We start from the raw sequence: 26,401 nt of genomic DNA, 5'->3' as shown, positions 1-26,401 counted from the left end.
GCTTACGATGCCTGTTTCAGCCGCTCCAGCGCCTCGAGCAGCTTGGCCTTGCGGGCCAGCGCCGCCTCGCGCTTTTCACGCTCCTCCTCGACGACCTCCTCGGCCGCGTTGGCGACGAATTTCTCATTGGCCAGCTTGGACTCGGCACGCTTGATGTCGGCGTCGGCCTTGCCGATCTCCTTGTCGAGACGCGTGCGCTCGGCGGCGACGTCGATCACGCCCTTCAGCGGCAGCGCAGCGACCTCACCGCGCACCAGAAGCTGAACCGCGCCGTCGGGCGCGCGGTCGGCGAAGGAGATGTCCGACAACCGGGCCATACGCTTGATCACATCGGTCCAGCGAGGGGCGCGCTCCTTGGTCTCCGCAGATGCGCCCGCAAGCACCAGCGCCGTCAGCGTCGCGGGCGGGATATTCATCTCGGCGCGCACCGAGCGGATCTGGGTGATGAGGTCGATCACCCAGCCGATCTCGGCCTCCGCCGCAGGATCAGTGAAGTCGGCATGGTCGAAGATCGGCAGCACCCAGGCCGGCGAGACCAGCGCATCGGTCGGCCCCGTCGTCGCGGCGAGCATCGCGAGTTGCTCCGGCGTCGGCCCGACCGGCTTGAGCGGCCACGGCGCCAGCGCGAGCAGGCCCTCACGCTTGGCCGTCACCTCCCACAGCTCTTCGGTGATGAAGGGCATAAACGGGTGCAGCAGCTTCAGGATCGCATCGCGCGCCCAGGCGACCATGGCGCGGGTCTCGTCCTTGGCTGGGCTGTCCGGACCCAGCAGCATGGGCTTTGCGAGCTCGACATACCAATCGCAATAGACGTTCCAGACGAAGCGGTAGATGCTGCCTGCGGCGTCATTGAAGCGATAGGCCTCGATGGCCTCGGTGACCTCACGCGTGGTGTGCGCGGTCTCATGCGCGATCCAGCGGTTGAGTGTCTCCTTCGCCTTCGCCGGCGCGAAACCTTCTGGCACTGCGCAGTGGTTCATCTCGGCGAACCTGCACGCGTTCCAGAGCTTCGTCGCGAAATTGCGGTAACCCTCGACGCGGCTGGTGGCGAGCTTGATGTCTCGCCCCTGCGCCGCCATCGCGGCCAGGGTGAAGCGCAGCGCGTCCGCCCCGTATTCGTCGATCAGGTTGAGGGGATCGATGACGTTGCCCTTCGACTTCGACATCTTGGCGCCCTTCTCGTCGCGGACGAGGGCGTGGATGTAGACGGTGGAGAACGGCACTTCCTTCATGAAGTGCAGGCCCATCATCATCATGCGGGCGACCCAGAAGAAGATGATGTCGAAGCCGGTCACCAGCGCATTGGTCGGATAATAGCGCTGCACCTCGGGTGTATCGTCGGGCCAGCCAAGCGTGGAGAACGGCCACAGCGCCGAGGAGAACCAGGTGTCGAGCACGTCCTCGTCACGGGTGATGAAGCCTTCGCGCTTGTTACGGTCGAGCGCCATCTCGCGCCCCTGCTCCGGGGTGATGACTTCCTGCTCGACGTAGTAGCCAAGGGCGTGGCTGATCGCCTCCTCCTCGGTCTCGGCGACAAACACCTTCCCGTCAGGGCCATACCAGGCCGGAATCTGGTGGCCCCACCAGAGCTGGCGCGAGATGCACCAGGGCTGGATGTTCTCCATCCAGTCGAAATAGGTCTTCTCCCAGTTCTTCGGCACGAACGTCGTTTCGCCCGAGCGCACCGCCGCGATCGCAGGCCTCGCCAGCGTCTTGGCGTCGACATACCATTGGTCGGTCAGATACGGCTCGATCACGCTGTTGGAGCGGTCTCCATGCGGCACCATGTGGGTGTGCGGCTCGATTCGCTCGACGAAGCCGAACGATTCCAGCCGCTCGACGATGCGCTTGCGGGCGGCGAAGCGGTCGACCTTGTGGAACTCCTCGGCGAATTGCGAAGCCCCTTCGGGCAGGTCCCGCAAATAGTCTTCGTTGTCGAGGAGATCGAGACACCCCTCCCTGTCGAGCACGCTGATCCGACGCAGGCCATGGCGATTGCCGACCTCGAAGTCGTTGAAGTCGTGCGCCGGGGTTATCTTCACCGCGCCCGAGCCCTTCCCCGGATCGGAATACTCGTCCGCGACGATCTGAATCTTGCGGCCGACCAGGGGCAGGATGACGTTCTTGCCGATCAGGTTCTCATAGCGCTCGTCATCGGGATGCACGGCCACGCCCGTGTCGCCGAGCATGGTCTCGGGGCGCGTGGTGGCGACGACGATGAAGCTGGAGGAATCATCTGGGCTGAATGTCTTGCCCTCGATCGGGTAGCGCAGATACCAAAGGTTGCCCTTGACCTCGATCTGCTGCACTTCGAGATCGGAGATTGCAGTCAGCAGCTTGGTGTCCCAATTCACCAGCCGCTTGTCCTTGTAGATCAGACCCTCGCGGTGCAGTTCGACGAAGACCTTGACGACGGCCTTCGAGAGGCCCTCGTCCATGGTGAACCGCTCGCGCGACCAGTCACAGGAGGCGCCGAGCCGCTTGAGCTGGTTGATGATGGTATCGCCGCTCTCGGCCTTCCACTGCCAGACCCGTTCGAGAAACTTCGCGCGCCCCATCTCGCGGCGGCCGGGCTGCTGACGCTCCATCAGCTGGCGCTCGACCACCATCTGCGTGGCGATACCGGCATGATCGGTGCCGGGCTGCCAAAGCACGTCGCGGCCGCGCATGCGCTCGAACCGGCACAGGATGTCCTGCAGCGTATTGTTCAGTGCGTGGCCCATGTGCAGCGAGCCCGTCACGTTCGGTGGCGGGATCACAATGGTAAAGGGCACGGCATCACGGCGATCAGGGCGGCCGGCCTTGAAAGCGAGGCTGTCCTCCCACACGACGGACATGCGGGTTTCGATATCGGCGGGCTGGTAATTTTTCTCGATCATGGGCTGTTAGAAAGCCGCGCGAGGGGGCCAAGTCAACGGACAAGTCAACAAAGGTGAGCGCAGACGGGCGCTCCGGTCCGCTCAAACGCCAGTATGGCGCACAAGCGGGGCCATATCAGGGCCGGGCATATCCTTCCTATCGGCCGCCGCGCGAGACCCGTTCGATTTCCGCCTTCACGATGCGCTCAACGAGGCCCGGCAGGTTGTCGTCGAGCCAGGACTTCAGCATCGGCCGCAGCATCTCCTTGACCAGATCCTCCAGCGTCCGTGCATTGCTGCTGAGCACCGTATGGGCCAGGGAGTTGAACGCGGATTCGACCGCCGAGACCGTCGATTGCGCCAGGATCGGCTGCTGCGGCGGCAGTGGCGGCGCGTCGAAATCCACCGGCGCGTAGGAAGGTGGCGGCGTCGGACGGGGGGGCGACTCGGCGAATTCAAGATCGTCCCGCGGCTCGACCTTGCGGAAGCTCGGCGGCGGTGGAGGCGGTGTCGGATCCATCACCATCTCGTCCGTCAGCTCGAGCACGTCGGGTTCCGGCTCGGGCTCGGGCTCGGGCTCGGGGGCACGGACCTCGGGCGCAGGCGTAGCTGCGTCGAGCCCAGCCAGCAGCGCGTCGATATCGTCCTGGCTGTTGGAGGCATCCGCCGCCGGCGCGGGTGGCGCCGCTGGAGCCGGCTTCGCAGCTGGCGGCGCAGGCTTCTCAGCGGCCGGTTTGGCAGGAGCGACCTTGGATGGTGGAATGTCGTTCATGGCCTGCGGCTTCGGCGGAGCGGCCGGCGCTGCAGCCTTCTCGGGCTTGGTGGCCTCGGCCGGCGGTGGCTTGGCCTCATCGTCGGCAATGATGCGCCGGATCGAGGCCAGAATCTCCTCCATCGAGGGTTCTGTAACCTTTGCAGGCTGCGTCATCTCCGACTCCACATCATCAACGCCCTCGCATGCGTTGTTTTACACCAAGCACGACAGGATTGGCCGGTTCCGCAACGAGAGGCCCGTCATTTTCGTCGCGGCGGCCCGACTTGTCCCCAGATCACGGCTCAACGTGCAGCGGTGCGCCCCTGCCCCCGGGCACTCAAGCCTTACGCACACGACATCAACGCGGGCGAATCGACCCGCATCATCTTGGCAAGGCTATGTCAGGGAATTTGACGATTGCAAGCAAAGCACCGGTCGACCTCAGCTGTTTGCGAGGTCGACCGGATGACTACGGGAATCAGCGCCCGTCGGGCGTGCGTACGCCCGCCCAGCTGTCGCGGACCTGATGGTAGTGAACGCTTGCGTCGTAGGTCGTGGTCCGCAGACCAAGCACCTGCGGCGACAGGCGGCCGACGGCCGCGAGAACATTATAGGACGCAACCACGCGATCATGCTGCGCCGTGACCAGCGCGACGCGTGCGTTAACCAGCGCCTGTTGCGCGTTGAGGACGTCGAGCGTGGTGCGTTGCCCGGCTTTCGCTTCCTCGCGCACGCCGTTCAGCGCGATCTCGGACGCAGCCACCTGAGACTGGGCTGACTGCACCTGCGCCTTGGTGGCCTGCAACGATCCCCACCATTGCACCACGGTCGCACGAGTCTGGTCGCGCGTGGTTTCGAGGTTGAGGCGCTGCTGCGCCAGATTCTCCTTGGACTGGCGGATCAGCGAATATTCGCTACCGCCCTGATAAATCGGCACCGAGACCTGCGCGATCGCGGCAGCGTTGAACGCCCTATACTGGATCAGGGATTGTTCGTATGCCTGCGTGGCGCTGGCCTGCAAAGTGACGGTCGGCAGAAGGGCACCTTCGGCGACTTTCACCTGCAGAAAGTTGACGTCGATGCCGAACATTGCGGCCGTCACATTGGGATGCTCGACCAGACTGAGCTCGATGGCCGAAGCGAGCGTCGGAGGCAGGAACCGATCGACGGGCGAACCTGGCGCCAGATTCGTTGGCTCGTTGCCGATGATGCGCCGGAAGTTCGCGCGCGTCGTGGTGAGATTCGCCTCGGCGGTGAGCGCCTGAGTCCTGCCGGCAGCCAGTTGCGCTTCCGATTGGGCGACGTCGGTGCGGGTCACTTCGCCGACGTTGAAACGGTCACGAGTCTGCTTCAGCGTTTGCTCGAGCACGCGCACGTTGCTGCGCTGGACTTCGAGCGTGGCGGCATCGCGCAGATAGTCCATGTAAACCGTGGCCGCCTGGAGCAGCACATTTTGATCAAGACTGCGCAGGGCTTCGCGGGCTCCGGACACCTGACTCTCAGCGGCGCGTGTCCGATTGGCCGTCTGGTTGCCGTTGTACAATGTCTGGGAAGCAGTCAGTCCCACGCTTCGGGGGATGCCGGTCCCGTTAGCCGGAACGCTGGTGCTGCTGCTCTTGAAGTCCGAGTACTGATAACCAGCGCTCGCGGACAGCGAGACCCTGGGACGATAGCCGGACAGGGCCTGAGGCACGTTTTCGTCAGTCGAGCGCACCTGGGCGCGCTGCGCGTTGAGTTGCGGATTGTCCTGATAGGCACGCACCAGCGCGCCTTCCATGGTCTCCGCCAAGGCAGGCGTCGGCCCGGCAAGCGCGAGCAGCAGGACCGAAACCGCAGCTCCGGTGAAGAGCTTCACCCCATGCATCCCTGAATTCCGTTCATTCTAACGCCCGGCTCGTGCCCGCGAGCTAGGTACCGTCTACCAGTGGAGTCGCTGCCCCGCCGCAACATAGGACGCGGTCAAGCGCGACGGAACTACCCGGGAGGGGTTCTCAGTGGAAACTCTTCACGTGCAGCATCCCGGCCACACTTCTGATTCGGAACGGGATTTTAACGGGCTGTGGGCTCAGAAGACGAAGGCAGGCGCCCGTTCCAGCCCGGGAAGGACCGGGGCTGCGGCGTCGAACAGCGTCCGATGGCCGAATTCACCGTGGGTACGGGTCACGAGCATGGCGCGCGGCGGCTTGGACTCGGCCGAGACCCCCACCAGACGTCCGCCTTCCTTGAGCTGCCCGAGCAGAGCTTCCGGCAACACCTCGGCAGCGCCGTTGAGGATGATCACGTCATAGGGGGCGGCGGAGGGATCTCCCTCGGGGCAGGCCGCCGCCCTGCAGGCGATATTGGCAAGTCCCAGAGAGGTGAAGGCGGCCTTGGCCTTCGCAGCCAAGGCCGAATCGCACTCGGTCGCAGTGATCTGCCGCGCGAGCTTGGCGCTCAGAGCGGCCAGGTAGCCGGTGGCGCAACCGACGACCAGCACGTTGTCAACCTCGCCTATCTCAGCGGCCTGGAGCAGCTTGCCGGTCAGCGCCGGCTTGATGAGGAACCGCTTGGCCGCCCCTTCGCTGACGTCCAGATCGAGATCGAGGTACGATAGCGCCTGCCTGGCGGCCGGCACGAAGGCCTCACGCGGAACCGTGAGCATGGCATCGAGAACACGACGATCGGTGACGTCATTGGTGCGCACCTGGCCATCGACCATTTTTTGGCGCGCGGTCGAAAAACCGGACATTTGCGGACCCTGCAATGCGGACGATGCCGCGGACGAGAATTCGCGGCATCTTTGGAGCATGCTCGGTCAAAACGCAACATGGCCGGTAGACCTGAGACACCAGGCTACGCCACTCCCTCGGAGCCCGGCCGATCAGCCTTATTCGATCGCCACCGCGAGGCGGCCGATCAGAGCGGCGACCTCGCCCAGCCGGGCGGAATCCGGCGTCTCGACCGCGCGCGCCAGGCAGGCGAGGCATTCATCGTCGCTGAGCTCGGGAACGCCCGCCGGCAGAATCGAGGGGGCCATGTGAGAGCGGTCGACCGGGATGTCTGGCATGGGAATCGGCTCCGTAAATGTCCGGCAACTCAATGCTGCATCCGGATTGGGTCGATTTGGCGCCGTCCGCATGGCGTCACCGCGCCCGCGCATCCTTTTGACGTGCGATCCACCCCTTGGGACATGCTCCAGCACTACGCGAGCGAGTTCACTCGCCACGCTAGATCACGAGCCTAAACCACAGAAATACTTGAAGGATTTGGCTCCCCGGGCTGGATTCGAACCAGCGACCATCCGATTAACAGTCGGATGCTCTACCGCTGAGCTACCGAGGAAAAGGCGAACCGTTCGTTCGCGCGCGGCTGCGTATAACAAAGCCGCTTGCGCTTGCAAAGGACGAATTCGTCATCGTCCGCAATGCGTCTTGAGAAAGGGGGCTGGAATGGCTCCTCCTCCAGCCAACCCCGGCCACGCACTATGCCGCGAGGAACGAATTGCTTGGTCCGGCGTCGCAGCGCGGCGACTGGGAGAGGTTGGCGTTCTTCCGCCTCGTCCTCGTCTTGCCAATCAACGCGGATGTTCCAGACGCAGCCTTCGTCGTCGAACCGACAAACGTGCTGGCCGGGGTCTGCAGCACCTTGTCGATTCGCGACGCGAGATGCGCTGCGCATTCTCGGCAGCAATGAACTGACCTTCACAGATCCGCGGCGCTTGCTTTCTCCGGGAGTGGCGTCGGCACGGCCGCGCCGTTGCTCTTCCCAGTAACGGCACCCACCAGCGCCTTGACGGGATCGTCGTCCGGCGCAAAGCCGCCCTGGCGCAGGATCTCGTCGATCATCGGACGCAGCGCATGCACCTTCAGGAGCTCGCCCGCGAGACCCTCGCCGAAGCCGACATTGCCGCCCGCGCCGGTGCCGTTCCCGCCGAACGCGCCGCCGGTGTGCAGGATGCGGACATCCTTCAGATTGGCGATCGGCCTGACCATTTCGGCCAGCGCCGAGGGCATCGTCTCGATCCGCTTCTTGGCGATCTCGAAATCGATGACGTTGCTGCCGAGCTTGTTCTGCGCCTCGTTTTTCATCGTGATGACGGCGGCCTCCGCCTCACCGATGTTCCTGACGCCGACCGCCTTGATCTTGTTGGACTCGGCTTCGGCGGTGGCCAGTGTGGTGATGGCCTCGGCGCGGTCGAGCGCCGCCCTCTTCTCCGCCTCGGCTGCCACGATGACCTCGGTCGACTTGCGCTCGGCCTCGGTGCGCGCAGCGAGCACCTGGGTCAGGCGGGCGCGATCGGCGACTTCGACGGCGCGCGCGGTCACGACCTTTTCTTCCGCCGAGACGGCGAGCGCTTCTGCGGTCTTGGCTTCGGCGACGGCTTCCGAGGTCTCCTTGCTCTTGGCCGCGATCTGGATCTCGTTCTCCTGGGTCGCGATCTGGATCTCGCGCTGGGCGTCGGTCCTGCGCTTGTTGATCGCTAGATCCGATTCAATGACTGCGGTCTCCTTGACCTGCTTGGCACCCGCCTCCTTCTCGGCAACCGCACGGTCGGTATCGATGCGCGCGTTCTCCTCGGTCAGGCGTGCGGTTTGCGTCGCTGTTGCGACCTCGGCGCGGGTGCTGGCGGTCTTGTTGGCGATGTCGCGCTCCTGCGACAGCTCGGCTTCTTTCTTGGTGCGCTCGATGGTCAGCGTCTGCTGCCGCGCCTCGAGGTCCTTCTGCGCGATTGCCACCTCGTTGTCGCGCACGATCGCATTGCGGTCGCGGCGACGGGTCTCGGTGATGGTCTTCAGCTGGGTAAGACCTTCGGCGTCGAAGAAGTTTTCCGGATTGAAGAACTTCACGTCGGTCTGGTCGAGCTTCGTCAGGGACACCGATTCCAGCTCGAGGCCGTTCGACTTCACGTCGGACTCGACCGTCGACTGCACGTGCTTGACGAAATCCGAGCGCTTCTCCTGGAGCTCCAGGATGGTCATGGTCGCCGCCACCGACCGCAAGCCGTCGACGAATTTCGCCTCGACCTGGTTGCGTAGCGCCTCGGCATCGTTGGTCAATGCACCCAGCGTCTGGCTGGCGAGCGCAATGCTCTCCTCGTCGGGGCGGACACGCACGTAGAACTCTGCAACGATATCGACGCGCAGACGGTCCTTGGTGATGAGGGATTCCCGCTCCTTGCGCTCGACGGTGAGGCGCAGCGTCTTCAGGTTGACACAGGCATAGGAGTGGAAGATCGGCAGGATCATGGCGCCCCCGTCGAGCACGACCTTCTTGCCGCCAAGCCCGGTGCGCACGAAGGCTTCGTCGCGGGTGGCGCGCTTGTAGAGGATGGTGAAGACGATCCCCAGAACGACGATCAGCGCGACGCCGATCATGGCCGGGACTGCAATGTCGAACATGGACTCTCTCCGCTGGATGGGGCTTGCTAACTGCTTAGACTGGGCTTGGACGGCTTGAGTTCATCGTCAGCTTTCACCGCGACGAAACGGGTGCCGTCGCGGTCGACCAGAAGGACCATGGTTCCCTGCGGCAAAGGTCCCGATGACGGCGCGGCGACCGCCGAGACAAAGTGGCGATTGCCGTGGACGTCGGCGACGCTGACGCGGCCAGGCGGCCCGTGGTCGAGCGGGCCGATGACGACCTCGCCGATGCGGCCGACGAGATCGCCGAGGCCGACGGCATAGCTTTCATCCTTGGGAATGAGCCGCGCGATGGTCCTGCTTGCGGCGCGGACCAGCGGAACCGACACCACGACCGCACCCACCGAGGCGGCTGTCGCCGGCAAGGGACCCGCAACCATTCGTGCGATGTCCTGGATCAGGAATCCGGTGATGGAGAAGACGCCCAGCAGCAGCAGCAGGAAGATCAAGAGCGGTACGCCGCCGACATTGATCCAGGAGATGGCATTGACGACGCCATTGTCGCTGGGGTGAGCGAAATCGATGTTGGTGCCGAGTATTTCGCTGAGCGAAGCCCCCACCAGAATCGAGACGATCTCGATCGAGCCGACGATGATGATCATGGCCGCCGCGATCGCGAACGGCCTGACCTCCGGCGCCATGACGTGTTCGAGCAGAGCGCTCATGACACGGCACTCAGGAGCCCGACTTCAACCGGGCCAGCCTTGCCGCAATTTCCTTGTCTCGATGCAATGTGCTGAGCTCGTCGATGTCGCTCGAATAGGAAATGCCAGGGGGTACGCCGGTGGCGCGTGCCACTGCCCGTCCTGCCCGCAGCGCCTTCGCGGCCGCCGAGCTGCCGCCCTGCTTCCGCGGCGACGCCGAGGTTTGATGGTTCGCGGCCGCCTCGCTCTTTTCGAGATCGGCGCGGCGCTGCTCGGCGTCCTGGAGCGCCGAGAGCACGGCGCGAAGCGATGTCACGCACTGTTCGATCTTCTCGTTGTTCTCGTCGATGGCCCGCGAGAGCACCTCGAATTGTGCCTCCAGATCCATCTGTCGCGCGATGCCGGCACGCGCGAGATCGTCACGGCTATCAGCGACCGCGGCTTCGATCTTGGGCGCAAGATCGGCCATCTGGCGCTCGATCTCGGTACGGCGCGCGTTGAGGCGATATTCCTCGGCACGCGCGGCCGCGAGCGCATCGCGCGCCTCCGTCTCGGCGCGCTCGATCTCGCGGATGGCCTGTCCGACCACCTTCAGCTTGTTCTTGCCTTCCGCCTGCTCGATCGCGTCATAAGCGATGCCGGCGATCAGGCGCCCGACCCGGGACAGGAAATTTTCGGGAGCGGCAGCGATGGTATCCATGGCATTCTCCTCCTCTGGCAAACTGTTCGGCGTGACGCCGTAGTGGATTTCAAAACCGTCGTCGGTGCGGATGAGGTGCGCGGGCACGCTCTGCCCCCAGCCCTCGACATAGCCGGCATAGTCGAAAGGCACGCTGAAGCGCCCTTGTACGGTCGCGATCGACACAGCGGCCGGTCCCTTGATCTTGACGAGCTTGTCGTCGAGCGGAAGCCGGCGGCCCTGCGCCGCGCGATACTCGGCGCGATCGCGCAGGCCGAGCGTCACCAACCGCGACGGCAGCCCCGTCTGTTTGCGGACGGGCTCGTAGGCATGGGCATGGAGCAGGACGACATTGGAGCCGACATTGTGCGCACGAGCCACCTCGTCGAGGATCTCCATCATCCGGTCATAAGCCTGAAACGTTGCCTCCAGCGCAGCCTTGGCGGCCGCGTCGGGAACGAGCCTGTAACGCAGGGCAGAGGGAGCGTTGCGGGGCGACTGCTTCATGGAAAGCACTAAAGCACCATTTTGGTGCTTTAGGAAGAAGGAAGCTGATCACGTTCCTCTGATCCAATGCACTCTGTTGGTTAGTCGCCGTGGTTCGGGCGCGCGTTCAAGCCGGCCGATCACCCCTAGCGCACCGCCAATCAAGACTTCCTGCACGCAAAAGTTGCAATTTGAAGCGAACTGCAAGCTCTCACCGCCATCTGGCGAGGAGCCCCTCGCGACGGAGAAGTCCAGAGTCTTTCTGCGGACTCTCGATGCTGATCTCAACTCGCAATGAGGGAGCGATGAGCACGCGAGACGTTCCGGGGCGATCGACCTTGCCTTGTGACGCCTAGGGCCGCCGGCACACCAGGTCGATCTCGATCAGCGCCTCATAAGCGAGCCCGGTGACGCCGACGCAGGTGCGTGCGGGCAGCCGGTCCGGCGGAAAGAACGCGCGGTAGGTCTCGTTCATGGCCGTGTAGTCCTCATTGAAGCGCGTCAGATATACACGCGCCATCACGACGTGCTCGAGGCCCAGATCGAGGCCGGCCAGAACGACCTTCAAGTTCTCCATCACCGCACGGGTCTGCGCAACGATGCCGTCGGGCAAGACTCCTGGTGCCTGCGGCGTGTCCGGCATCTGGCCCGTGACGAAGACGAAGCCATCGGTCTCGACCGCGTGGCTGAATGGCGCGACCGGCTTCGGTCCGCCGCTGATCATGTGGAATTTCACTTCGGTATCCTCGTCAAGGTGCGTCTTCAAACAGGCGCTTGCTGAGGATGGCGTGCACGCCCCAATTGCCGTCGACCACCTGCGTGACGCCGAAATCGACCGCGGCCGACATCAGCGCGATGGCCTCGTCCTCGCTCAGGCCTTTGACGTTCATCAGGAAGCGGCGCATCTTGCGGAACGCATCTTTCATGGCGAGGTCGAGCGACGATTTTGCGTAGACCTCGCTCTGCCCCTGGGCGCCGAATTCGGCGAGATAATTAGGATGGCTGAAGCCGGTCAGCACCCAATCGGTGGCGGTCTCGATCAAGGGATAGGAGAGATCGGCGAAGGGACGACCGGCGAGGTCCGCCTTCTTGTGCAGGATCACTTCGAAGGTGCCGGTCATCGAGCATTCGATCGCGGTCCCGCTGAGCTCGCCGTCGCCTTGCGCGGCATGGGGATCGCCGATTGACAGCAGCGCGCCGGGTACCGAAACCGGTAGATACACGGTCGCCCCCTTCCCCAGCCGCCAATTGTCGAGATTCCCGCCGAAATAGGACGGAGGCACGGAATCGATGAAATCGACCTCGCGCGGCGCCAACGCGATCACGCCGAAATGCGGGCGCAGGGGAATCTTGATGCCGTCGAGCACGGCATGGCGACGCTTGATCGTGGCGGGTGCGACGGGAACGCCGGGATAGTCGTAGGTGGTGTGCACAACACCGAAAGGGTCTGTCTGCGGCTCCCAGCGGTAGGAATAGAGGGCGCGGGCGTGCGGCACCTCAGCGTCGTCGAAGATCTCGTAGATGGTGACGGCCTCGCGCGGCTTGGGGCCGCCAAGAAATTCGTTGTAATGATAGCCCCACCAAGCCGCGACCGAGGAGCCGAATACCCGGCCCGCGTGGTTCGGATTGCGGCTCGCCCGCGGGACGATGTCGAGGATGCGCACCTCCAGCACGTCGCCGGGCTGGGCGTCCTTCACCGCGACCGGGCCGGTGCAGATGTGCACGCCAAACCCCTCGCCGGCGCCGCGACCGAACACGCTGGCATCCATGGGTCCTGCGCCGCGGCGGTCCACGTTCTTCCTGTTTCGCGTCCAGCCGAACACGCTTTCAGCGGCGGCATCGCCCGCGATCATCAACTCGGGATCGTCGGAGGCGTGCTGGGTCAGCGTCTCGATGGTGATCGTATCTCCGGAGGCGATCTCGATCTGCGGTGGCAGCGAACGGCTGAAATAGCCCCAATGCACGCGGCTGGCCTCGACCGGGAGATGGTGATGCCTGCGCTCCGAGGTGGCCCGCTTCTCGCCGTCGCCCGGGGCGATGCTGCTGCGCGCCGCTACGCTCTGATGCGCCCGCAATTGAGCCAGCGCCTCCTGTGGCCAGCCGCGCTGGCCCGCGATGCCAAGCTGCGAGGCCGCCCGCTCTGCCTCCTGTTGACGAAACTCTCGCGGCGGCAGGCCGAAGCGATGGCGGAAGGCTCGGCTGAAATGCGCGGAGTCACCAAAGCCGTAGGCATAGGCGATCTCCGAGATCGAGCGATGCGCCGCGGTCGGATTGGACAGATCGGCCCAGGCGCGCTGAAGCCGGCGTTCACGGACGTAGTGGGTGAAATTGTCTCCCACCGTCTCGAACAGCCTTTGCAGGTAGCGCTCGGAAATCCCTTCGGCCTGGGCAACGCGCGCCGGCACCAGATCGGGATCTTCGAGGCGACGCTCGATGGTCTGGCAGATCCGGTGCAGGAGCGCGGCTTGCGCCGCACTCGATCCGGCATCGGAGTTCGAGGCCGCCAACTGATGCGCAAGCGTCAGCAGCAGGTCTGCAAGCGATCGTGCCACCAGATCCCATTCGGCATCGCTCAGGGTGTCGAGCGTGCGCGCGGTTGCATCCAGCAGGCGCGAGAACAATTCGGCAAAGCCGCTCGGCGGAACGACCCGGGGCTCGCCGAGCCGCGGCTTGCCCGAGAGGCGCCCCTGCAACGCCTCCGACGTCACCGACAGCACGATGGCGCGCATGTCGCGCTGGAACACGATGCTCCAGTCGCCGCTGCGCGGCAACAGCACAAGGTGACCGACGGGAACGATGCGGTGATCACCGGCGCTCTTCAGCACCATCCCATCCTCCACCGGCATCAGTGCGATGGGAATGTCTTCGCTGGCTCGCGACAGCGGCCCGACGCTCTGCGCACCCGCGGCCATGCGTGTCAGCGCGATGCCTGCAGCGCGCCGGTGCGATGCACTCGCATGTCCGTCGAAGACGTCGTGACCACCCGCCGGTTGCAGGCCGACAGCGGCCAGCACGTCCCGCCAGGCCTCCGGACGGTCGTCTTGCGCGTAGGATTCGCTCGTGAACGGGCGGAAGCTCATCGGATCGACCCAAGTTGCAGTCGATCGAAGCAACCTCCGTGCCAGAAGCACGCGATCGTCCGTCGTGGCGACGGGCCGCAAATGATCTCCGCTCGTCACACGCTCACCCCGAAGACAGGCCGCGCACTAGTCGCACCGGAAGATGTTCTTACGGATCGTACCGTGGACGCCCCAATTGGCATCGACCACCTGGGTGACACCAAAATCGGCGCCGACGGACATCAGCGAGATCGCCTCGTCCTCGCTGAGTCCATGTACGGTCATCAGAAACCGGCGCAGTTTCCTGAACGCATCGCGCATCGCACGGTCGAGACTGGAATGATTGGCAATCTCGGTTTGCGCCTCGGGGCCGAGCGCAGCGAGGTAGTTTGGATAGGTGAAACCGTAGAACGACCATGCCTGGTCGGTCTCGAGCATGGGATGGTCGAGGCCCTCGAGGCTGGTACCGGCAAGGTCGGCCTTCTTGTGCAGGATGAATTCGAAATCACCCGTCAGCGACGTCTCGATCGCGGTGCCGCCGAGCTCACTGTCGCCCTGCGCCGCATGAGGATCGCCGACCGAAAAATAGGCGCCAGGCACCGCGACCGGATAGAACATCCGCGCGCCCTTGCCGATGCGCCAGTCGTCGATATTGCCGCCGGTATAGCTCGGCGGAATCGAGCTGACGAAATCGGCCTCCGATGGTGCGAGCCCCATTGTGCCGAAATGCAGCCGCGCCGGCACCTTGACGTTGGAGAGAATGTTCTTGCGCTTCTTGATGGTGGCGTGGTCGACGGGGACGCCGGGATAATCGATGGTTGAATGCACGATGCCGTCAGGGTCGGTCTGCGGCGTCCAGACATAGTTGTAGATGGCCTTCGCATAGGGCTCGCCCGAGGTATCGAGCTCGAAGATGGTGATGACCTCGCGCGGCTTCGGCTCCTCGATCAGATCGTGATAGTGAAAGCCCCAGTTCGCGGCGACGTTGGAGCCGAAGCAACGGCCGGCGTGACAGGCGCTGCAGCTCGGACGCGGCCGGACGTCGAGGATGCGCACTTCCAGAATATCGCCGGGCTCGGCGCCCTCGATCGCGACCGGGCCGGTGAGAAGATGCACGCCGATCCCCTCCCCGGCGCCACGAATAAAGGGACCTTCGACCGGACCGGAGCCACGGCGGGCCACCGCCTTGTGCTCGCGCGTCCACTGGAAAACGCTCTCGGCGCCTGGATCGCCCTGAATCATCCGCTCGTAATCGTCGTTGGCGTGATGCGTCAGCGTCTCGATGGTGGCGCGATCCCCGGAGCGCAGCGTCAGGGCCGGCGTGACCTTCTTGGAGAAATAGCCCCAGTGGACGGTCTTCGGCGAAACCGGCAGCGTGAAATGCTTCATCAGGTGGCCTCCTGGAAAATCTTGAACAGTGCGGAGACAGCGCTCATCGCACCGCCTCCGGCCTCTTGTCGGCTTCCATCACGCTGAGGAAACGCGCGGTGAGCGGACTACGCGGGTTGGAGAGCACCTCATGCGCCGGGCCCTCTTCAATGATCGCCCCCCCGCTCAAGAAAGCGACGCGGTCGGCGACCTCGTCGGCGAAGCGGATCTGGTGCGTCGAGATGATCATGGTGAGGCCGTCGTCGATGGCGAGGCGCCGGATGACCTCCAGGACCTCGTTGACGAGCTCGGGATCGAGCGCGGAGGTCGGCTCGTCCAGCAGCAGCACGCTCGGGTTCGGAGCCAGCGCACGGGCGATGGCGACGCGCTGCTGCTGGCCGCCGGAGAGATGCCGCGGCAGCGCGTCGGCGCGATGCGAAAGCCCGACGCGGTCGAGCAACTCGGCCGCGCGGCGATCGGCGTCGATCCGGGTCATGCCGTGAACCCAACGCAAGGGGCCGGCGATATTCTCCTTCGCCGACAGATGGGCGAACAGGTTGAACTGCTGGAACACCATGCCGACGCCGACACTGGCGCGCTCATTGGCAATCGCCCGGGGCGATAGCAGCTTGCCGTGTTCGGAAAAACCGAGGCGCCGGCCGCCGACGCGCACCGTGCCGGAGTCCCAGCTTTCGAGGTGATTGATGCAGCGAAGCAGCGTGCTCTTGCCGGAGCCGCTGGGACCAAGCAGCGCAACGACCTCGCCGACCCGCACCGTGAGATCGAGTCCGTCGAGCACGGTCTGCGAGCCGTAGCTCTTGGTGAGGTCCTTGACCTCGACCGCGATGTTGTTGCGCGCGATCGTCGCAGCACGGCGGGCGCGCTCCTCGCGCGTCAAGGCCAATGGCGGCGTGTCGGTCAGCTCCGCTGGTGCGGGCTCAGGATTCGCGGCGGTCGCAGCGGCAAGCTCGAGCTTGGTGCCGAGATCGACACGGCGCCACGGCAGATAATCGGCGAGCTTGCGCTGGCGGCGCGTGGTCCGGTCGAGATCGAGCAGCCATTCGACAAAGAGCTGGATGACGCTGATGGCCGTGGTCAGCACCAGATAGAGAAGTCCTGAGGCGAAGAAGATCGAGAAGAAGTCGAAAGTTGAGGAAGCGAGCTGCGTCGAGCGCAGCGTCAGTTCCTGCACCGCGACGACGGAGGCGAGAGAGGAATTCTTGAGCGCGCTCACCGCCTCGTTTCCGAAAGCCGGGATCATCGTGCGGATCGCCTGCGGCGCGATCACCCGCCACATCAGGATCCGGGGCGTCATGCCGAGCGCCTGGCCTGCGGTCACCTGCCCGCGATCGACGCCGAGGACGCCGGCGCGCAGCATCTCCGCGATGAACGGCGCCTCGTTGCAGGCGAGCGCGAGACCGGCGGCGAGCACCGCCGGCAGCTTGATGCCGATATGCGGCAGCGCGTCGTAGGCGAACACCATCTGCAGGATCAGCGGCGTGCCGCGAAAGATCACGGTGTAGGCCCTGGCGATCGCCGCCAGCAGCCAGAAGCGGGAGAGCTGCATGCTGGCGAGGATCAATCCGAGGATCAATCCGCCGCCGAGTCCGAGGGCGGTCACCTCCAGGGTGAGCTCGATGCCCGCGAGCAGATACGGCATGCTCAGGTAGTGAAGGAACAGCGACATCAGTCAGCCGTCATCAACGGAATGAAATTGGCAGAATGCGAGTGAGCCTGGCTCGATCCACCTCTCCCATAGGGAGAGGTGGGGTCGCATCGTCAGATGCGAGCCGGGTGAGGGATTACGCTGCACCGCATTTGCCGCGCCGCCCCCTCACCCGGCGCTTCGCGCCGGCCTCTCCCCGTCGGGGAGAGGTAAACCGCGCTCAGTCGGCCGTGAGAATTCCCGGCTCCATGAAGTTGTTCACATCGAGCCCATGCTTCTTAAGGAGCGCCATGTGCGTGCCGGCCTTCTGCACCTCGATCAGCGCGGCGAGCACGGCATCGCGGAATTTCGGCTTGTTCTTGGGCACGGCGATGCCGACGGAATACGGGATCGTCACCGCAATCGCCTTCTCCAGCTTGTCCGGATAGGCCTTTACGGCGCTGTCGACGGTGTTGACGTCGTTGATGTAGGTGTCGGCGCGGCCGGCGAGGATCGCCTGAATGCAGTTGGCGTTGTTGTCGTAGAGCTGGATGGTCGGTTCGGGCTTGCCGGCCTTCTTGCACTCCGGGATCAACGCCTGGATCAGGGGCACCTCGACATAGCCGGTGTTTTCGGCGGCAGCGGCGCCGCACAGCGACAAGTTGATGCCGTTGATGCCCTTCGGATTGCCCTTGGCGACCAGGACGCCGTCGAACACTTTCGAGTAGGTGATGAAGTCGGCGGCCTTGGCGCGCTCCTTGGTGGCGTAGATGTCGGAGATCACGATGTCGGCCTGCCCGGCGGCCAGTGTGGTCAAGAGGGCTGCGAACACCACGGGCTTGTAGGTCAGCTTGAAGCCGAGGCATTCGCCGATGGCTTCGCCGAGATCGATGTCGAAACCGATGTACTTGCTGGGGTCCTTGGGATCGATCGTCTCGTAACCCGGCGTGTGCGGGTTGATGGCGTTGACGAGTGTCTTGCCCTTCCAGTCCGGGTATTTCTCCTGGAGTGCGGCGCAGGCGGCGGGCGGAGCGGCCTGCGCACCGAGCGGTGCGGCGACGACGAGGCCGAACACGACGGCGGCGCCAAGCGTGGCCTTGCGCCATGGCGTTGATGCGCGCGCCATTCCCCGCCGCGCCTGGGGCCAAACCGATTTCTCCATTTCGCCAGTTCCTCCGAATGTCATGGCGCCTGCCATGGTCCAGTGATCGGGGAGGAAGCGTGCGGAACCGGGCCGTGAAAAGCTTGTCCGCGGGCGCACAAAAAATTGGATGGAGTGCGCCCGGCATTTGGGCAAGCGGCTGCACAAAAACTGGGATCTGCAGAATACCGTCCGGTCGTCCACAGCCTGTCCGCAGCATATCCACAGGCTGACCGTGGCGGATTCGCCAGCCCATGCGAGCTACTTGCTGCGCACAAACTCACAAGGCGGCACGCTCAGCCCCCCGCCTGATCGAGCACCGCGCGGCAGGCCTCGCCGGTGGCGTGGACGTTCAAGATCTCGCCCGCGTGGAGCCGGTACACGTCGGGCGTCCAGGCCCGCCGCTGCACCGCTGTGCCCTGTGCATGAGCCGAGGAGGCAAACAGCGTCAGGAACAGCCCGACGGTGGATGCGCCGCGCGCTCGGCTCTTCACGCCCGCAAACCGCAGGAATCTTGCCTTCATGACCAGTCTCCTGCTCTGCCTCTCCCGCCGAAGCCACCGCGGCTGGCGTGGCACGAAGAGATAGGAGAATAAACCGTTGGGAATGTGATCTCTTTCACACCCGCGGCGCGCAGGAGGCACCTAGGCTTCGCCGAGGAATTTTCAGGAATTGCTAACCAATCGGATCCCGATCGCCGGATCGTTAAAATGCGAGCGATCGGGTCAATCCGGAAACAAACCGGCTTTGCGACATTGCGCCATCCGCGTTCTGCGAGGGTGTGATGAGCGAAGCCGAATTCAACTTGATGCTGGATGCTGTCCGGGACGCCATGGTCTTCGAAGATGTCGCGCCCGTGCCTGAGGTGGAATTCGTGCCCCGCTCGTGGAGTCTTGAGACGACGCCCAAAGCCGCCAATGACAACGAAGGCGCCTGGCCCCTCCTGCCCTTCCCCGAGGGGTGGTACGCGGCCAGCTGAGGGGTTTTTTCGCGGCAGTCTGGATGCACGCCCGCCTCACGGGCGCAGTGCGTCTGACCGTGGGCAAAGCCGTCGGTACAGCGGGGGCAAGCCTCGACGCTCTCTCCCGGCCGGAAGTCGAATTACGACGATAGATCAGTGATTTATGAATGGAGGCCACGACCAGAATTGAACTGGTGTACACGGTTTTGCAGACCGTTGCGTAACCACTCCGCCACGTGGCCCCGTAAGGGCGGAGCAATATAGGGGATGAAGGGTTTAGGCAACCGCCTTCGTCCCACTTTCCCGCCGACTTCCAGGCTCTTGAAAGACCCAGAGTGCCATGCCGTCAGGCGCGTTTGCGGCGTCGGAAGTCGCGCCTGCGGCCTTTCGCGGCGGGTCTGGGCGCCAATTCCGGCATCTCTGCCTGGACCTCGCGGTAACGTGCAAGCAGCCTTTCAAAACTCGCGTGCAGCGTCTCGGCGATGTCGGGACGCCGCTCGAGCCCGGCGAGGATCGTCGCCGCGGCCTCGATGGTCGAAAGCCCGTCGCTCCGCGGCTCCCTGCGCAACCGCCCGTATCGCGAGGGGTGCGCCGGGTTGAGGATCACGCGCTGGCACTTGAGCATCCAGGGATTGCGCCACCACAGCGCCTTCGCCTGGCTCCAGGTTCCGTCGAGCAGCACGATGCCTTCGAGCTTGCTGAGGATCGCGCGCTGATTCTCCGCGACCTCGCCCTTGCGGTTGAGCGCGACGATCTCGCCTTCGGCTTCCAGATCGGCCGCGCGCGCCGAGCCGAGGTAGAGCACGGCCCAGTGCGAGGCGTTCTCGATCGGCCGGCCCATTGCTTTGGACAGGCTCGGCCAGGACAGGCCGACCCGCACTGTGGCGTCGGCAAAATGCTTCGCCAGCAGCCGCGCGGTGCCGAGCGCCCTGTCCTGCTCCTGCGGGTGCTGGAGGATCAGCAGCGAAAGACGGTTCTCGATCGGCACGACGCTGTCGCAGATGCAGAGCGGCATCGGCTTCTGACAGTGCGGGCATTCGGGAATCGTCTCGGGCGGCGCGGCGGTGGTCTGGGGCGGGTTGGACATGGGCGCGCTATACGCTTGAAGCTGCACTTCAACAACCTATTCCGCCGGCACTGCCAGCGGACGCGGCTCGGACCGCCGCCGCAGGCGGTCGATCAGGAGGTAGATCACCGGCGTGGTGTAGAGCGTCAGGATCTGGGAGACGAACAGGCCGCCGATGATGGTGATGCCGAGCGGGCGGCGCAGCTCCGTGCCGGGGCCGGTCGCGACCACGAGCGGAATGCCGGCGAACAGCGCCGCCATGGTCGTCATCAGAATGGGGCGGAAGCGCGCCTGGCAGGCTTCAAAGATCGCCTCGGCCGACGATAGACCTCGCTGGCGCTCGGCATCGAGCGCGAAATCCACCATCATGATGCCGTTCTTCTTGACGATGCCGATCAACAGGATGATTCCGACGAAGGCGATCACCGTCAGCGGCGTGTTGGTGAGCTGAAGCGCGAGCAGCGCGCCGAGCCCGGCCGAGGGCAGCGTCGAGATGATCGTGAGCGGATGAGCGAGGCTCTCATAGAGCACACCCAACACGATATACATCGCGACCAGCGCACCGAGGATCAGAAGCGGTTGACGGCCGGCGGTCCTGGCGAAGTCGCCGGCATTGCCATCGAAGCTGCCGCGAATGCCCTCCGGCATGTGCAACTCTTCGACCGCGCGCTGGATGTTCTGCGTCGCCGCCTGCAGCGGTACGTCCGGCAGCAGGTTGAACGACACGGTGGTCGAAGGGAAAGACTGCGAGTGATAGACCGCAAGCGGGGCGAGCCCGCGTGTAGCATGCACCACCGCCGATAGCGGCACCTGGGCGTCGCCCGCACCGGCGACATAGATGCGATCGAGGTTGGAGGGATCGACCTGGAACTTCGGGTCGATCTCCAGCACGATCATGTACTGGTTGCGCTGGGTGTAGATGATCGAGATCTGCCGTTGCGCGAATGCATTGTTGAGCGCGGTGTCGATATCCTGAACCCGGACGCCGAGCGCCGAGGCTTTCTGGCGGTCGATGGAGAGCGTGAGCTGGAGCCCGCCGGGGTCGCGATTGCTGGAGATGTCGGTGATGCCTTCGACGCTCTCCATGCGCTTGGCCACGATCGGAGCCCATTTCTGCAGCAGCCCGAGATCGGTGCTGGTGAGCGTGTACTGGTAATCGGAATCGCTCTGGCGCCCGCCAGCGCGCACGTCCTGGGCTGCGAACATGAAAAGACGGATGCCGGGCACGGGGTACAGCGCGCGCCTGAGGCGATCGATGACAACTTGCGTCGAGACGTGGTCGCGCTCCTCCGGCGGCTTCAGGCTGATGAACATGGTGCCGCGATTCGAGGTCGCCGCTCCCGGCCCGCCTCCGCTGCCGACGGTCGATCCGATACCGGCAACGGCGGGATCCTGCATCACGATGTCGGCGAGCCGCTGCTGGAGGCTGAGCATCGACTGGAACGAGATGTCGGCCGAGGCGCGCGTCGCGCCGATGATGAAACCGGAATCGTCGGTCGGGAAATAGCCCTTGGGCACCTTGATGTAGAGCGTCACGGTGAGGCCGATCGTGGCGAAGAACACCAGCAATGTCGCCAACGGATAATCCAGCACGGCACGCAAGCTTCTGGCGTAGAAAGCCACGATGCGCGACAGCGAACCCTCTATGATGCGATCGAAAAGGGTCGCCGTACCGGACGTGGTCTGGCGGATGTAGTGAGCGCAGATCATCGGCGTGACCGTCAGTGACACCAGCGTCGAGACCAGGATGGCGAAGGTCAGCGTCAGCGAGAATTCGCGCAGCAGACGGCCGACGATGCCGTCCATGAAGATCAGCGGGGTGAAGGCGGCGATCAGCGACAGGCTGATCGAGACGACGGTGAAGCCGATCTGCTTCGCACCCTCCCGCGCGGCCTGGAACGGCCGCATGCCATGCTCGAGATTGCGATACATGTTCTCGATCATGACGATCGCATCGTCGACGACGAAGCCGACGGAGATCGCGAGCGCCATGAGCGACAGATTGTCGATCGAGAAACCTGCGACCCACATCCCGGCGCAGGTGCCGGCCAGCGCCAGCGGCACCGATATCCCGGCCGCGATCGTCGGGGTCAGGCGGCGGAGGAACACGAACACCACGACCATCACCAGGAACGACGTCGCCAGCAGGGTCCATTGCATGTCCAGGACGCTGGCGCGGATCGTGCTGGTACGGTCGACCAGAGTGGATATCTCGACGCCGGCCGGGATCCACTGCTTCAGCGCGGGGATCAGGGCCTTCACCCTGTCGACGGTGTCGATGACGTTGGCATCACCCTGCTTGGTGATCTGGATCAGCACCGCCGGCTGTTTGTTGAACCAGGCGATCGAGCGGGCGTTCCGGACGGAATCCTCGATGTCGGCGACGTCCGAGAGCCGCACGAAATTGCCGTTGGAGCTCTTGATGACGATGTCGCGGAACTCTTTGGCGGTGCGCATCTGCCGATTGAGCGCCAGCGTCTCGGCCTGGCGTTCGCCTTCGAAGATGCCGACCGGACCGAGCGGATTGGCATTGACGATCGCGGTCCTGACGTCGTCGGTGGCGATGCCAGCACTCGAGAGCGCGACGGGGTTGAGCTGCACCCGTACGGCCGGCTGGTCGGCGCCGGATACCGTGACATCGCCGACGCCGGGCACTTGCGAGATGCGCTGCGCGATGACCGTATCCGCAACGTCGTAGATTGCACTGGCCGACAGAGTTTTCGAGGTCAGCGCCAGCACGAAGACGGGCGCGCCGGCCGTATTGGCTTTCCGGAAGCGCGGCAGCGTCGGCAGGTCGGTCGGCAGGTCGACCATCGACGCGTTGATGGCCGCCTGCACGTCGCGTGCGGCCTTGTCGATGTTGCGGCCGATGTCGAACTGAAGCTGGATGCTGGTGGTCCCGAGGGTCGAAGTCGAGGTGATCTGGTTGATGCCGGCAATCTCGCCTAACCGCCGCTCCAGGGGCGAGGCCACCGTGGCCGCCATCACGGACGGGTCCGCGCCGGGGCGGCTGGCCGAGACGAAGATGGCGGGGAAATCGACATTGGGGACTGAGGCGACGGGCAGAAATTGGTAGGCGACGACGCCCAGCAGGAACAACCCGATCGACAGCAGCGTGGTCGCGACCGGCCGGCGGATGAAGGGCTCCGAGATCGAAGCCATCACTGCATACCCTCGGTCGCACCGGCGACCGGCGGCCCGCCGGATTCGGCAGGCGGCAGTGCCTGTTCGAGGCGCCGGTTGATGCGGTCGAGCGCGAGATAGATCACGGGCGTGGTATAGAGGGTCAGGAGCTGGCTCAGCAGCAGGCCGCCAATGATGGAGATGCCGAGCGGAAAGCGCAGCTCGGCGCCCGTGCCGCTTTCGATCGCGAGCGGCAGCGCCCCGAACAGCGCCGCCAGCGTCGTCATCATGATGGGGCGGAAGCGCAAGAGACACGCCTGCACGATCGCCTCGTTCGGCGACATGCCCCGCCCGCGCTCGGCCTCGAGCGCAAAGTCGATCATCATGATCGCGTTCTTCTTGACGATACCCATCAAGAGGATGATGCCGATCAGGCCGATCACCGAAAGATCCTGACCGCATAGCATCAGGGCCAGGATCGCACCGACGCCGGCCGAAGGCAGCGTCGAGAGGATCGTGATCGGATGGATGTAGCTCTCATAGAGCACACCGAGCACGATGTAGATCGTGATAACGGCGGCGAGCAGCAGCCAGGGCTGACCGGCGAGCGCCTTGGCGAATTCGGCGGCGTCGCCGGCGTAGACGCCGACGATGCTGTTGGGCATGCCGATGCGGGTCTCGATGGTCTTGACCGCCTCGACGGCATCGCCGAGTGCCGCGCCCGGCGCGAGGTTGAAGCTGAGCGAGACGGACGGGAACTGCGCCTGGTGCGAGATCGCGAGCGGCGCCGTGGTGCGCTTCAGCGTCGCCACCGCCGACAGAGGCACTTGGGCGGCGGGCGCGCCCGCGGTCACGCTCGCAGCGCCCGGGAGATAGAGCTTTGACAGGATCGAGGGATCGCGCTGGTACATCGGCAGCGCCTCCAGCACGACGCGGTATTGGTTGGCCTGGCCGTAAATGGTCGAGATCTGTCGCTGCGCGAAGGCGTCGTTGAGCGTGTCGGTGATGGCCTGGAGGCTGACGCCGAGCTGGCCTGCGCGCGTCCTGTCGACATCAAGCTGAGCCCGCAGGCCTCCCTCCTGCGCCTCCGAGGAGACGTCCCGGAACAAGGGATCGCGCCGCATCTCGGCAACCAGCTTGCGCGCCCATTCCGAGACCAGCGTCGCATCGGTACCGGTCAGCGTGTACTGATATTGCGAGCGGCTCGACTGCGTCGATATCTGCACGTCCTGCACCGGCTGGAAATAGACGGTCATGCCGGGGATGCCCGACACCCGCTCCTTCAGCCGGGCCACGACGACTGTGATGTCGTCCCGTCGCTCGCCGCGCGGCTTCAAGCCCATGACGAGCCGGCCGACATTGGTGGTCGGATTGACCGAACCCGCACCGATCACCGAGACCACGCCGAGCACATCAGGGTCGGCCCTGATGGCCTCCGCCACCTCGGCCTGCCGTCTCTTCATCTCCGCGAACGATACGTCGGGCCCAGCCTCGGTTACCGCCGTGATCGAGGCGGTGTCCTGCAGCGGGAGGAAACCCTTGGGCGCGACGACATAGAGCACGAGGGTCGCGATCAGCGTAACGAATGTCACGACCAACGTGGCGCGCTGGCGTTCCAGCACCCACAGCAGCGATCTGTGATAGGCCTCGACCGTGCGGTCGATGAAGCGGCTGATCGCGGCCAAGCCCGGCACCGCCAGCTCTTCGTGGGAATGCTTGAGCAGGCGCGAGCACATCATCGGCGTCAGCGTCAGCGAGACCACCGCCGACGTCACGACCGCGATCGTCAGGGTCAGCGCGAATTCGCGGAACATGCGCCCGACGAGACCCGACATGAACAAGAGCGGAATGAACACCGCGATCAGCGACACCGTCAGCGAGATCACGGTGAAGCCGATCTCGCTGGCGCCCTTCAGCGAGGCCTCCATCGGACCGTCGCCGTTCTCCATGTGCCGCACGATGTTCTCGATCATGACGATGGCATCGTCGACCACGAATCCCGTGCCGATCGTGAGCGCCATCAGCGAGAGATTATCGAGACTGAAGCCGGCAAAATACATGATGCCAAAGCTCGTGATCAGCGACAGCGGCAGCGCGACGCCGGCGATCACCGTTGCGCGCAGCGAGCGCAGGAACAGCAGCACGACCAGCGTTACCAGCACGACGGCGAGGACCAGCGTGAACTGCACATCGCGCACCGAAGCGCGGATGGTGACGGTGCGGTCGGACACGATAGTGAGGTTCACGCCGGCCGGGATCGCGCGCTGCACCTTGGGGATTTCCGCGCGGATCTGGCTGACGACGTCGATGACGTTGGCGCCGGGCTGGCGCTGGATGTCGATGATGACGGCCGGCGCGCCCTGGTACCAGCCGCCGGTGCGATCGTTCTCGAGACCATCGATAATCTGTGCGACATCGCCGATGGTGACGGGCGAGCCGTTGCGATACGTGATGATGATGGGTTTGTAGGCGTCGGCGGCCGCGATCTGGTCGTTGGCAGCGATGATGTAGGATTGTTGCGCGCCGTCGAGCGAGCCCTTCGGCCCCGAGACATTGGCGCTGGCGATCGCGGTGCGCAGATCCTCCATGGCGATGCCGTAGGCGGCGAGGCGCGCCAGATCGGCCTGGATGCGCACGGCCGGCTTCAGCCCGCCCAGCACCGAGACGCGCCCGACGCCAGAGATCTGGCTCAAACGCTGCGCCAAAATGGTATCAGCGATGTCGCTCATCGCTCGCAGCGAGATCGTGTCCGAGCGCAGCGCCAGCGTCATCACCGGCGCATCCGCCGGGTTCACCTTGGCGTAGGTCGGCGGATAGGGCAGCGTCTTGGGCAGCACGCCGGCCGCCGCGTTGATCGCGGCCTGCACGTCCTGGGTGGCGCCGTCGATGTCGCGGTTGAGGTCGAACTGGAGCGAGATCTGGCTGACGCCGAACGAGCTGGTCGAGTTCATCGACGTCAGCGACGGGATCTGGCCGAGCTGCCGCTCCAGCGGCGCGGTGATCAGCGAGGCGACCACGTCGGGGCTGGCGCCAGGAAGCTGCGTCGTCACCTGAACCGTCGGGAAATCGACCTGGGGCAGCGCCGAGACCGGGAGCGCGAAATAGCCCAGCAGCCCGCCGATCATGAGAGCGATGCCGAGCAGCGAGGTCGCGATGGGTCGACGGATGAAGGGTTCGGAGACGCCCATGGGATCTGCCTGCCGCTCAGGCGGCTGTTG

The 26,401-nt window shown here is 64.8% G+C and carries 18 protein-coding genes and 2 tRNA genes; 1 reads left to right on the top strand and 19 read right to left on the bottom strand.

Annotation, left to right across the window (positions count from 1 at the left end):
- Window positions 1–2 precede the first annotated feature (2 nt).
- The 15 genes from ASG57_RS02075 to ASG57_RS02005 all read right to left on the bottom strand — a co-directional run bounded on the left by ASG57_RS02075 (window position 3) and on the right by ASG57_RS02005 (window position 18,557).
- Complete coding sequence (locus ASG57_RS02075) at window positions 3–2,879, bottom strand: valine--tRNA ligase (RefSeq protein ID WP_024341766.1); 2,877 nt, start codon at window positions 2,877–2,879, stop codon at window positions 3–5.
- Window positions 2,880–3,015: 136 nt separating this feature from the next.
- Window positions 3,016–3,786 carry a PopZ family protein gene (locus ASG57_RS02070; protein WP_024341765.1) on the bottom strand — a complete coding sequence of 257 codons (771 nt, stop codon included), beginning with the start codon at window positions 3,784–3,786 and terminating at the stop codon, window positions 3,016–3,018.
- Window positions 3,787–4,090: 304 nt separating this feature from the next.
- Entirely contained in the window at window positions 4,091–5,476 is a 1,386-nt protein-coding gene (locus ASG57_RS02065; RefSeq protein ID WP_024341764.1) for a TolC family outer membrane protein, read from the bottom strand.
- Between the two features lie 201 nt (window positions 5,477–5,677).
- Complete coding sequence (locus ASG57_RS02060; RefSeq protein ID WP_024341763.1) at window positions 5,678–6,340, bottom strand: protein-L-isoaspartate O-methyltransferase family protein; 663 nt, start codon at window positions 6,338–6,340, stop codon at window positions 5,678–5,680.
- 138 nt (window positions 6,341–6,478) lie between these two features.
- Window positions 6,479–6,658, bottom strand: a complete 180-nt coding sequence (locus ASG57_RS02055) for a hypothetical protein (protein WP_057195579.1) — start codon at window positions 6,656–6,658, stop codon at window positions 6,479–6,481.
- Window positions 6,659–6,858: 200 nt separating this feature from the next.
- Window positions 6,859–6,933, bottom strand: a tRNA-Asn gene (locus ASG57_RS02050).
- A gap of 359 nt (window positions 6,934–7,292) precedes the next feature.
- Window positions 7,293–8,990 (bottom strand): flotillin family protein, encoded by a 1,698-nt coding sequence (locus tag ASG57_RS02045; protein ID WP_024341761.1) that lies wholly within the window; start codon window positions 8,988–8,990, stop codon window positions 7,293–7,295.
- Window positions 8,991–9,016: 26 nt separating this feature from the next.
- The gene (locus ASG57_RS02040) at window positions 9,017–9,676 is read right to left on the bottom strand and encodes an OB-fold-containig protein (protein ID WP_024341760.1); all 660 of its coding nucleotides are present in this window, start codon (window positions 9,674–9,676) and stop codon (window positions 9,017–9,019) included.
- A 10-nt stretch (window positions 9,677–9,686) separates the two neighbouring features.
- Entirely contained in the window at window positions 9,687–10,850 is a 1,164-nt protein-coding gene (locus ASG57_RS02035; RefSeq protein WP_024341759.1) for a PspA/IM30 family protein, read from the bottom strand.
- Between the two features lie 322 nt (window positions 10,851–11,172).
- Entirely contained in the window at window positions 11,173–11,556 is a 384-nt protein-coding gene (locus tag ASG57_RS02030; RefSeq protein WP_024341758.1) for a RidA family protein, read from the bottom strand.
- A gap of 13 nt (window positions 11,557–11,569) precedes the next feature.
- Complete coding sequence (locus tag ASG57_RS02025) at window positions 11,570–13,900, bottom strand: acetamidase/formamidase family protein (RefSeq protein ID WP_024341757.1); 2,331 nt, start codon at window positions 13,898–13,900, stop codon at window positions 11,570–11,572.
- Window positions 13,901–14,026: 126 nt separating this feature from the next.
- Complete coding sequence (locus ASG57_RS02020; protein ID WP_024341756.1) at window positions 14,027–15,268, bottom strand: acetamidase/formamidase family protein; 1,242 nt, start codon at window positions 15,266–15,268, stop codon at window positions 14,027–14,029.
- 43 nt (window positions 15,269–15,311) lie between these two features.
- Complete coding sequence (locus ASG57_RS02015) at window positions 15,312–16,934, bottom strand: amino acid ABC transporter permease/ATP-binding protein (protein WP_024341755.1); 1,623 nt, start codon at window positions 16,932–16,934, stop codon at window positions 15,312–15,314.
- Between the two features lie 199 nt (window positions 16,935–17,133).
- Window positions 17,134–18,054: an ABC transporter substrate-binding protein gene (locus tag ASG57_RS02010; RefSeq protein WP_024341754.1), complete on the bottom strand. Its 921-nt coding sequence runs from the start codon at window positions 18,052–18,054 to the stop codon at window positions 17,134–17,136.
- Between the two features lie 275 nt (window positions 18,055–18,329).
- Complete coding sequence (locus ASG57_RS02005; protein WP_024341753.1) at window positions 18,330–18,557, bottom strand: hypothetical protein; 228 nt, start codon at window positions 18,555–18,557, stop codon at window positions 18,330–18,332.
- 260 nt (window positions 18,558–18,817) lie between these two features.
- Here ASG57_RS02005 and ASG57_RS02000 point away from each other — a divergent pair, with 260 nt between their 5' ends.
- Window positions 18,818–19,012 carry a hypothetical protein gene (locus ASG57_RS02000; protein ID WP_024341752.1) on the top strand — a complete coding sequence of 65 codons (195 nt, stop codon included), beginning with the start codon at window positions 18,818–18,820 and terminating at the stop codon, window positions 19,010–19,012.
- Between the two features lie 150 nt (window positions 19,013–19,162).
- Here ASG57_RS02000 and ASG57_RS01995 read toward each other — a convergent pair.
- The 4 genes from ASG57_RS01995 to ASG57_RS01980 form a co-directional block, all read right to left on the bottom strand.
- A tRNA-Cys gene (locus ASG57_RS01995) sits at window positions 19,163–19,236 on the bottom strand.
- 104 nt (window positions 19,237–19,340) lie between these two features.
- Window positions 19,341–20,081, bottom strand: coding sequence for a tRNA-uridine aminocarboxypropyltransferase (locus ASG57_RS01990; RefSeq protein ID WP_024341751.1), 741 nt, complete (start codon window positions 20,079–20,081; stop codon window positions 19,341–19,343).
- Between the two features lie 36 nt (window positions 20,082–20,117).
- Complete coding sequence (locus ASG57_RS01985; RefSeq protein ID WP_024337760.1) at window positions 20,118–23,222, bottom strand: efflux RND transporter permease subunit; 3,105 nt, start codon at window positions 23,220–23,222, stop codon at window positions 20,118–20,120.
- Window positions 23,222–26,371, bottom strand: coding sequence for an efflux RND transporter permease subunit (locus ASG57_RS01980; protein ID WP_024337761.1), 3,150 nt, complete (start codon window positions 26,369–26,371; stop codon window positions 23,222–23,224). Before ASG57_RS01980 ends, ASG57_RS01985 begins: the two co-directional genes overlap by 1 nt.
- Window positions 26,372–26,401: the final 30 nt, after the last annotated feature.

Source organism: Bradyrhizobium sp. Leaf396, assembly GCF_001424605.1.
Classification (GTDB): Bacteria; Pseudomonadota; Alphaproteobacteria; order Rhizobiales; family Xanthobacteraceae; genus Bradyrhizobium; species Bradyrhizobium japonicum_C.
The sequence above is the reverse complement of the archived record's forward strand: the minus strand, read 5'-3'. Positions and strand labels throughout refer to the sequence as shown.

What these genes read in the sequence shown, in the direction of transcription:
- ASG57_RS02075 (WP_024341766.1), bottom strand. Translation starts at nt 2,879, where the DNA reads ATGATCGAGAAAAATTACCAGCCCGCCGATATCGAAACCCGCATGTCC.
- ASG57_RS02070 (WP_024341765.1), bottom strand. Translation starts at nt 3,786, where the DNA reads ATGACGCAGCCTGCAAAGGTTACAGAACCCTCGATGGAGGAGATTCTG.
- ASG57_RS02065 (WP_024341764.1), bottom strand. Translation starts at nt 5,476, where the DNA reads ATGCATGGGGTGAAGCTCTTCACCGGAGCTGCGGTTTCGGTCCTGCTG.
- ASG57_RS02060 (WP_024341763.1), bottom strand. Translation starts at nt 6,340, where the DNA reads ATGTCCGGTTTTTCGACCGCGCGCCAAAAAATGGTCGATGGCCAGGTG.
- ASG57_RS02055 (WP_057195579.1), bottom strand. Translation starts at nt 6,658, where the DNA reads ATGCCAGACATCCCGGTCGACCGCTCTCACATGGCCCCCTCGATTCTG.
- ASG57_RS02045 (WP_024341761.1), bottom strand. Translation starts at nt 8,990, where the DNA reads ATGTTCGACATTGCAGTCCCGGCCATGATCGGCGTCGCGCTGATCGTC.
- ASG57_RS02040 (WP_024341760.1), bottom strand. Translation starts at nt 9,676, where the DNA reads ATGAGCGCTCTGCTCGAACACGTCATGGCGCCGGAGGTCAGGCCGTTC.
- ASG57_RS02025 (WP_024341757.1), bottom strand. Translation starts at nt 13,900, where the DNA reads ATGAGCTTCCGCCCGTTCACGAGCGAATCCTACGCGCAAGACGACCGT.
- ASG57_RS02020 (WP_024341756.1), bottom strand. Translation starts at nt 15,268, where the DNA reads ATGAAGCATTTCACGCTGCCGGTTTCGCCGAAGACCGTCCACTGGGGC.
- ASG57_RS02015 (WP_024341755.1), bottom strand. Translation starts at nt 16,934, where the DNA reads ATGTCGCTGTTCCTTCACTACCTGAGCATGCCGTATCTGCTCGCGGGC.
- ASG57_RS02010 (WP_024341754.1), bottom strand. Translation starts at nt 18,054, where the DNA reads ATGGAGAAATCGGTTTGGCCCCAGGCGCGGCGGGGAATGGCGCGCGCA.
- ASG57_RS02005 (WP_024341753.1), bottom strand. Translation starts at nt 18,557, where the DNA reads ATGAAGGCAAGATTCCTGCGGTTTGCGGGCGTGAAGAGCCGAGCGCGC.
- ASG57_RS02000 (WP_024341752.1), top strand. Translation starts at nt 18,818, where the DNA reads ATGAGCGAAGCCGAATTCAACTTGATGCTGGATGCTGTCCGGGACGCC.
- ASG57_RS01990 (WP_024341751.1), bottom strand. Translation starts at nt 20,081, where the DNA reads ATGTCCAACCCGCCCCAGACCACCGCCGCGCCGCCCGAGACGATTCCC.
- ASG57_RS01985 (WP_024337760.1), bottom strand. Translation starts at nt 23,222, where the DNA reads ATGGCTTCGATCTCGGAGCCCTTCATCCGCCGGCCGGTCGCGACCACG.
- ASG57_RS01980 (WP_024337761.1), bottom strand. Translation starts at nt 26,371, where the DNA reads ATGGGCGTCTCCGAACCCTTCATCCGTCGACCCATCGCGACCTCGCTG.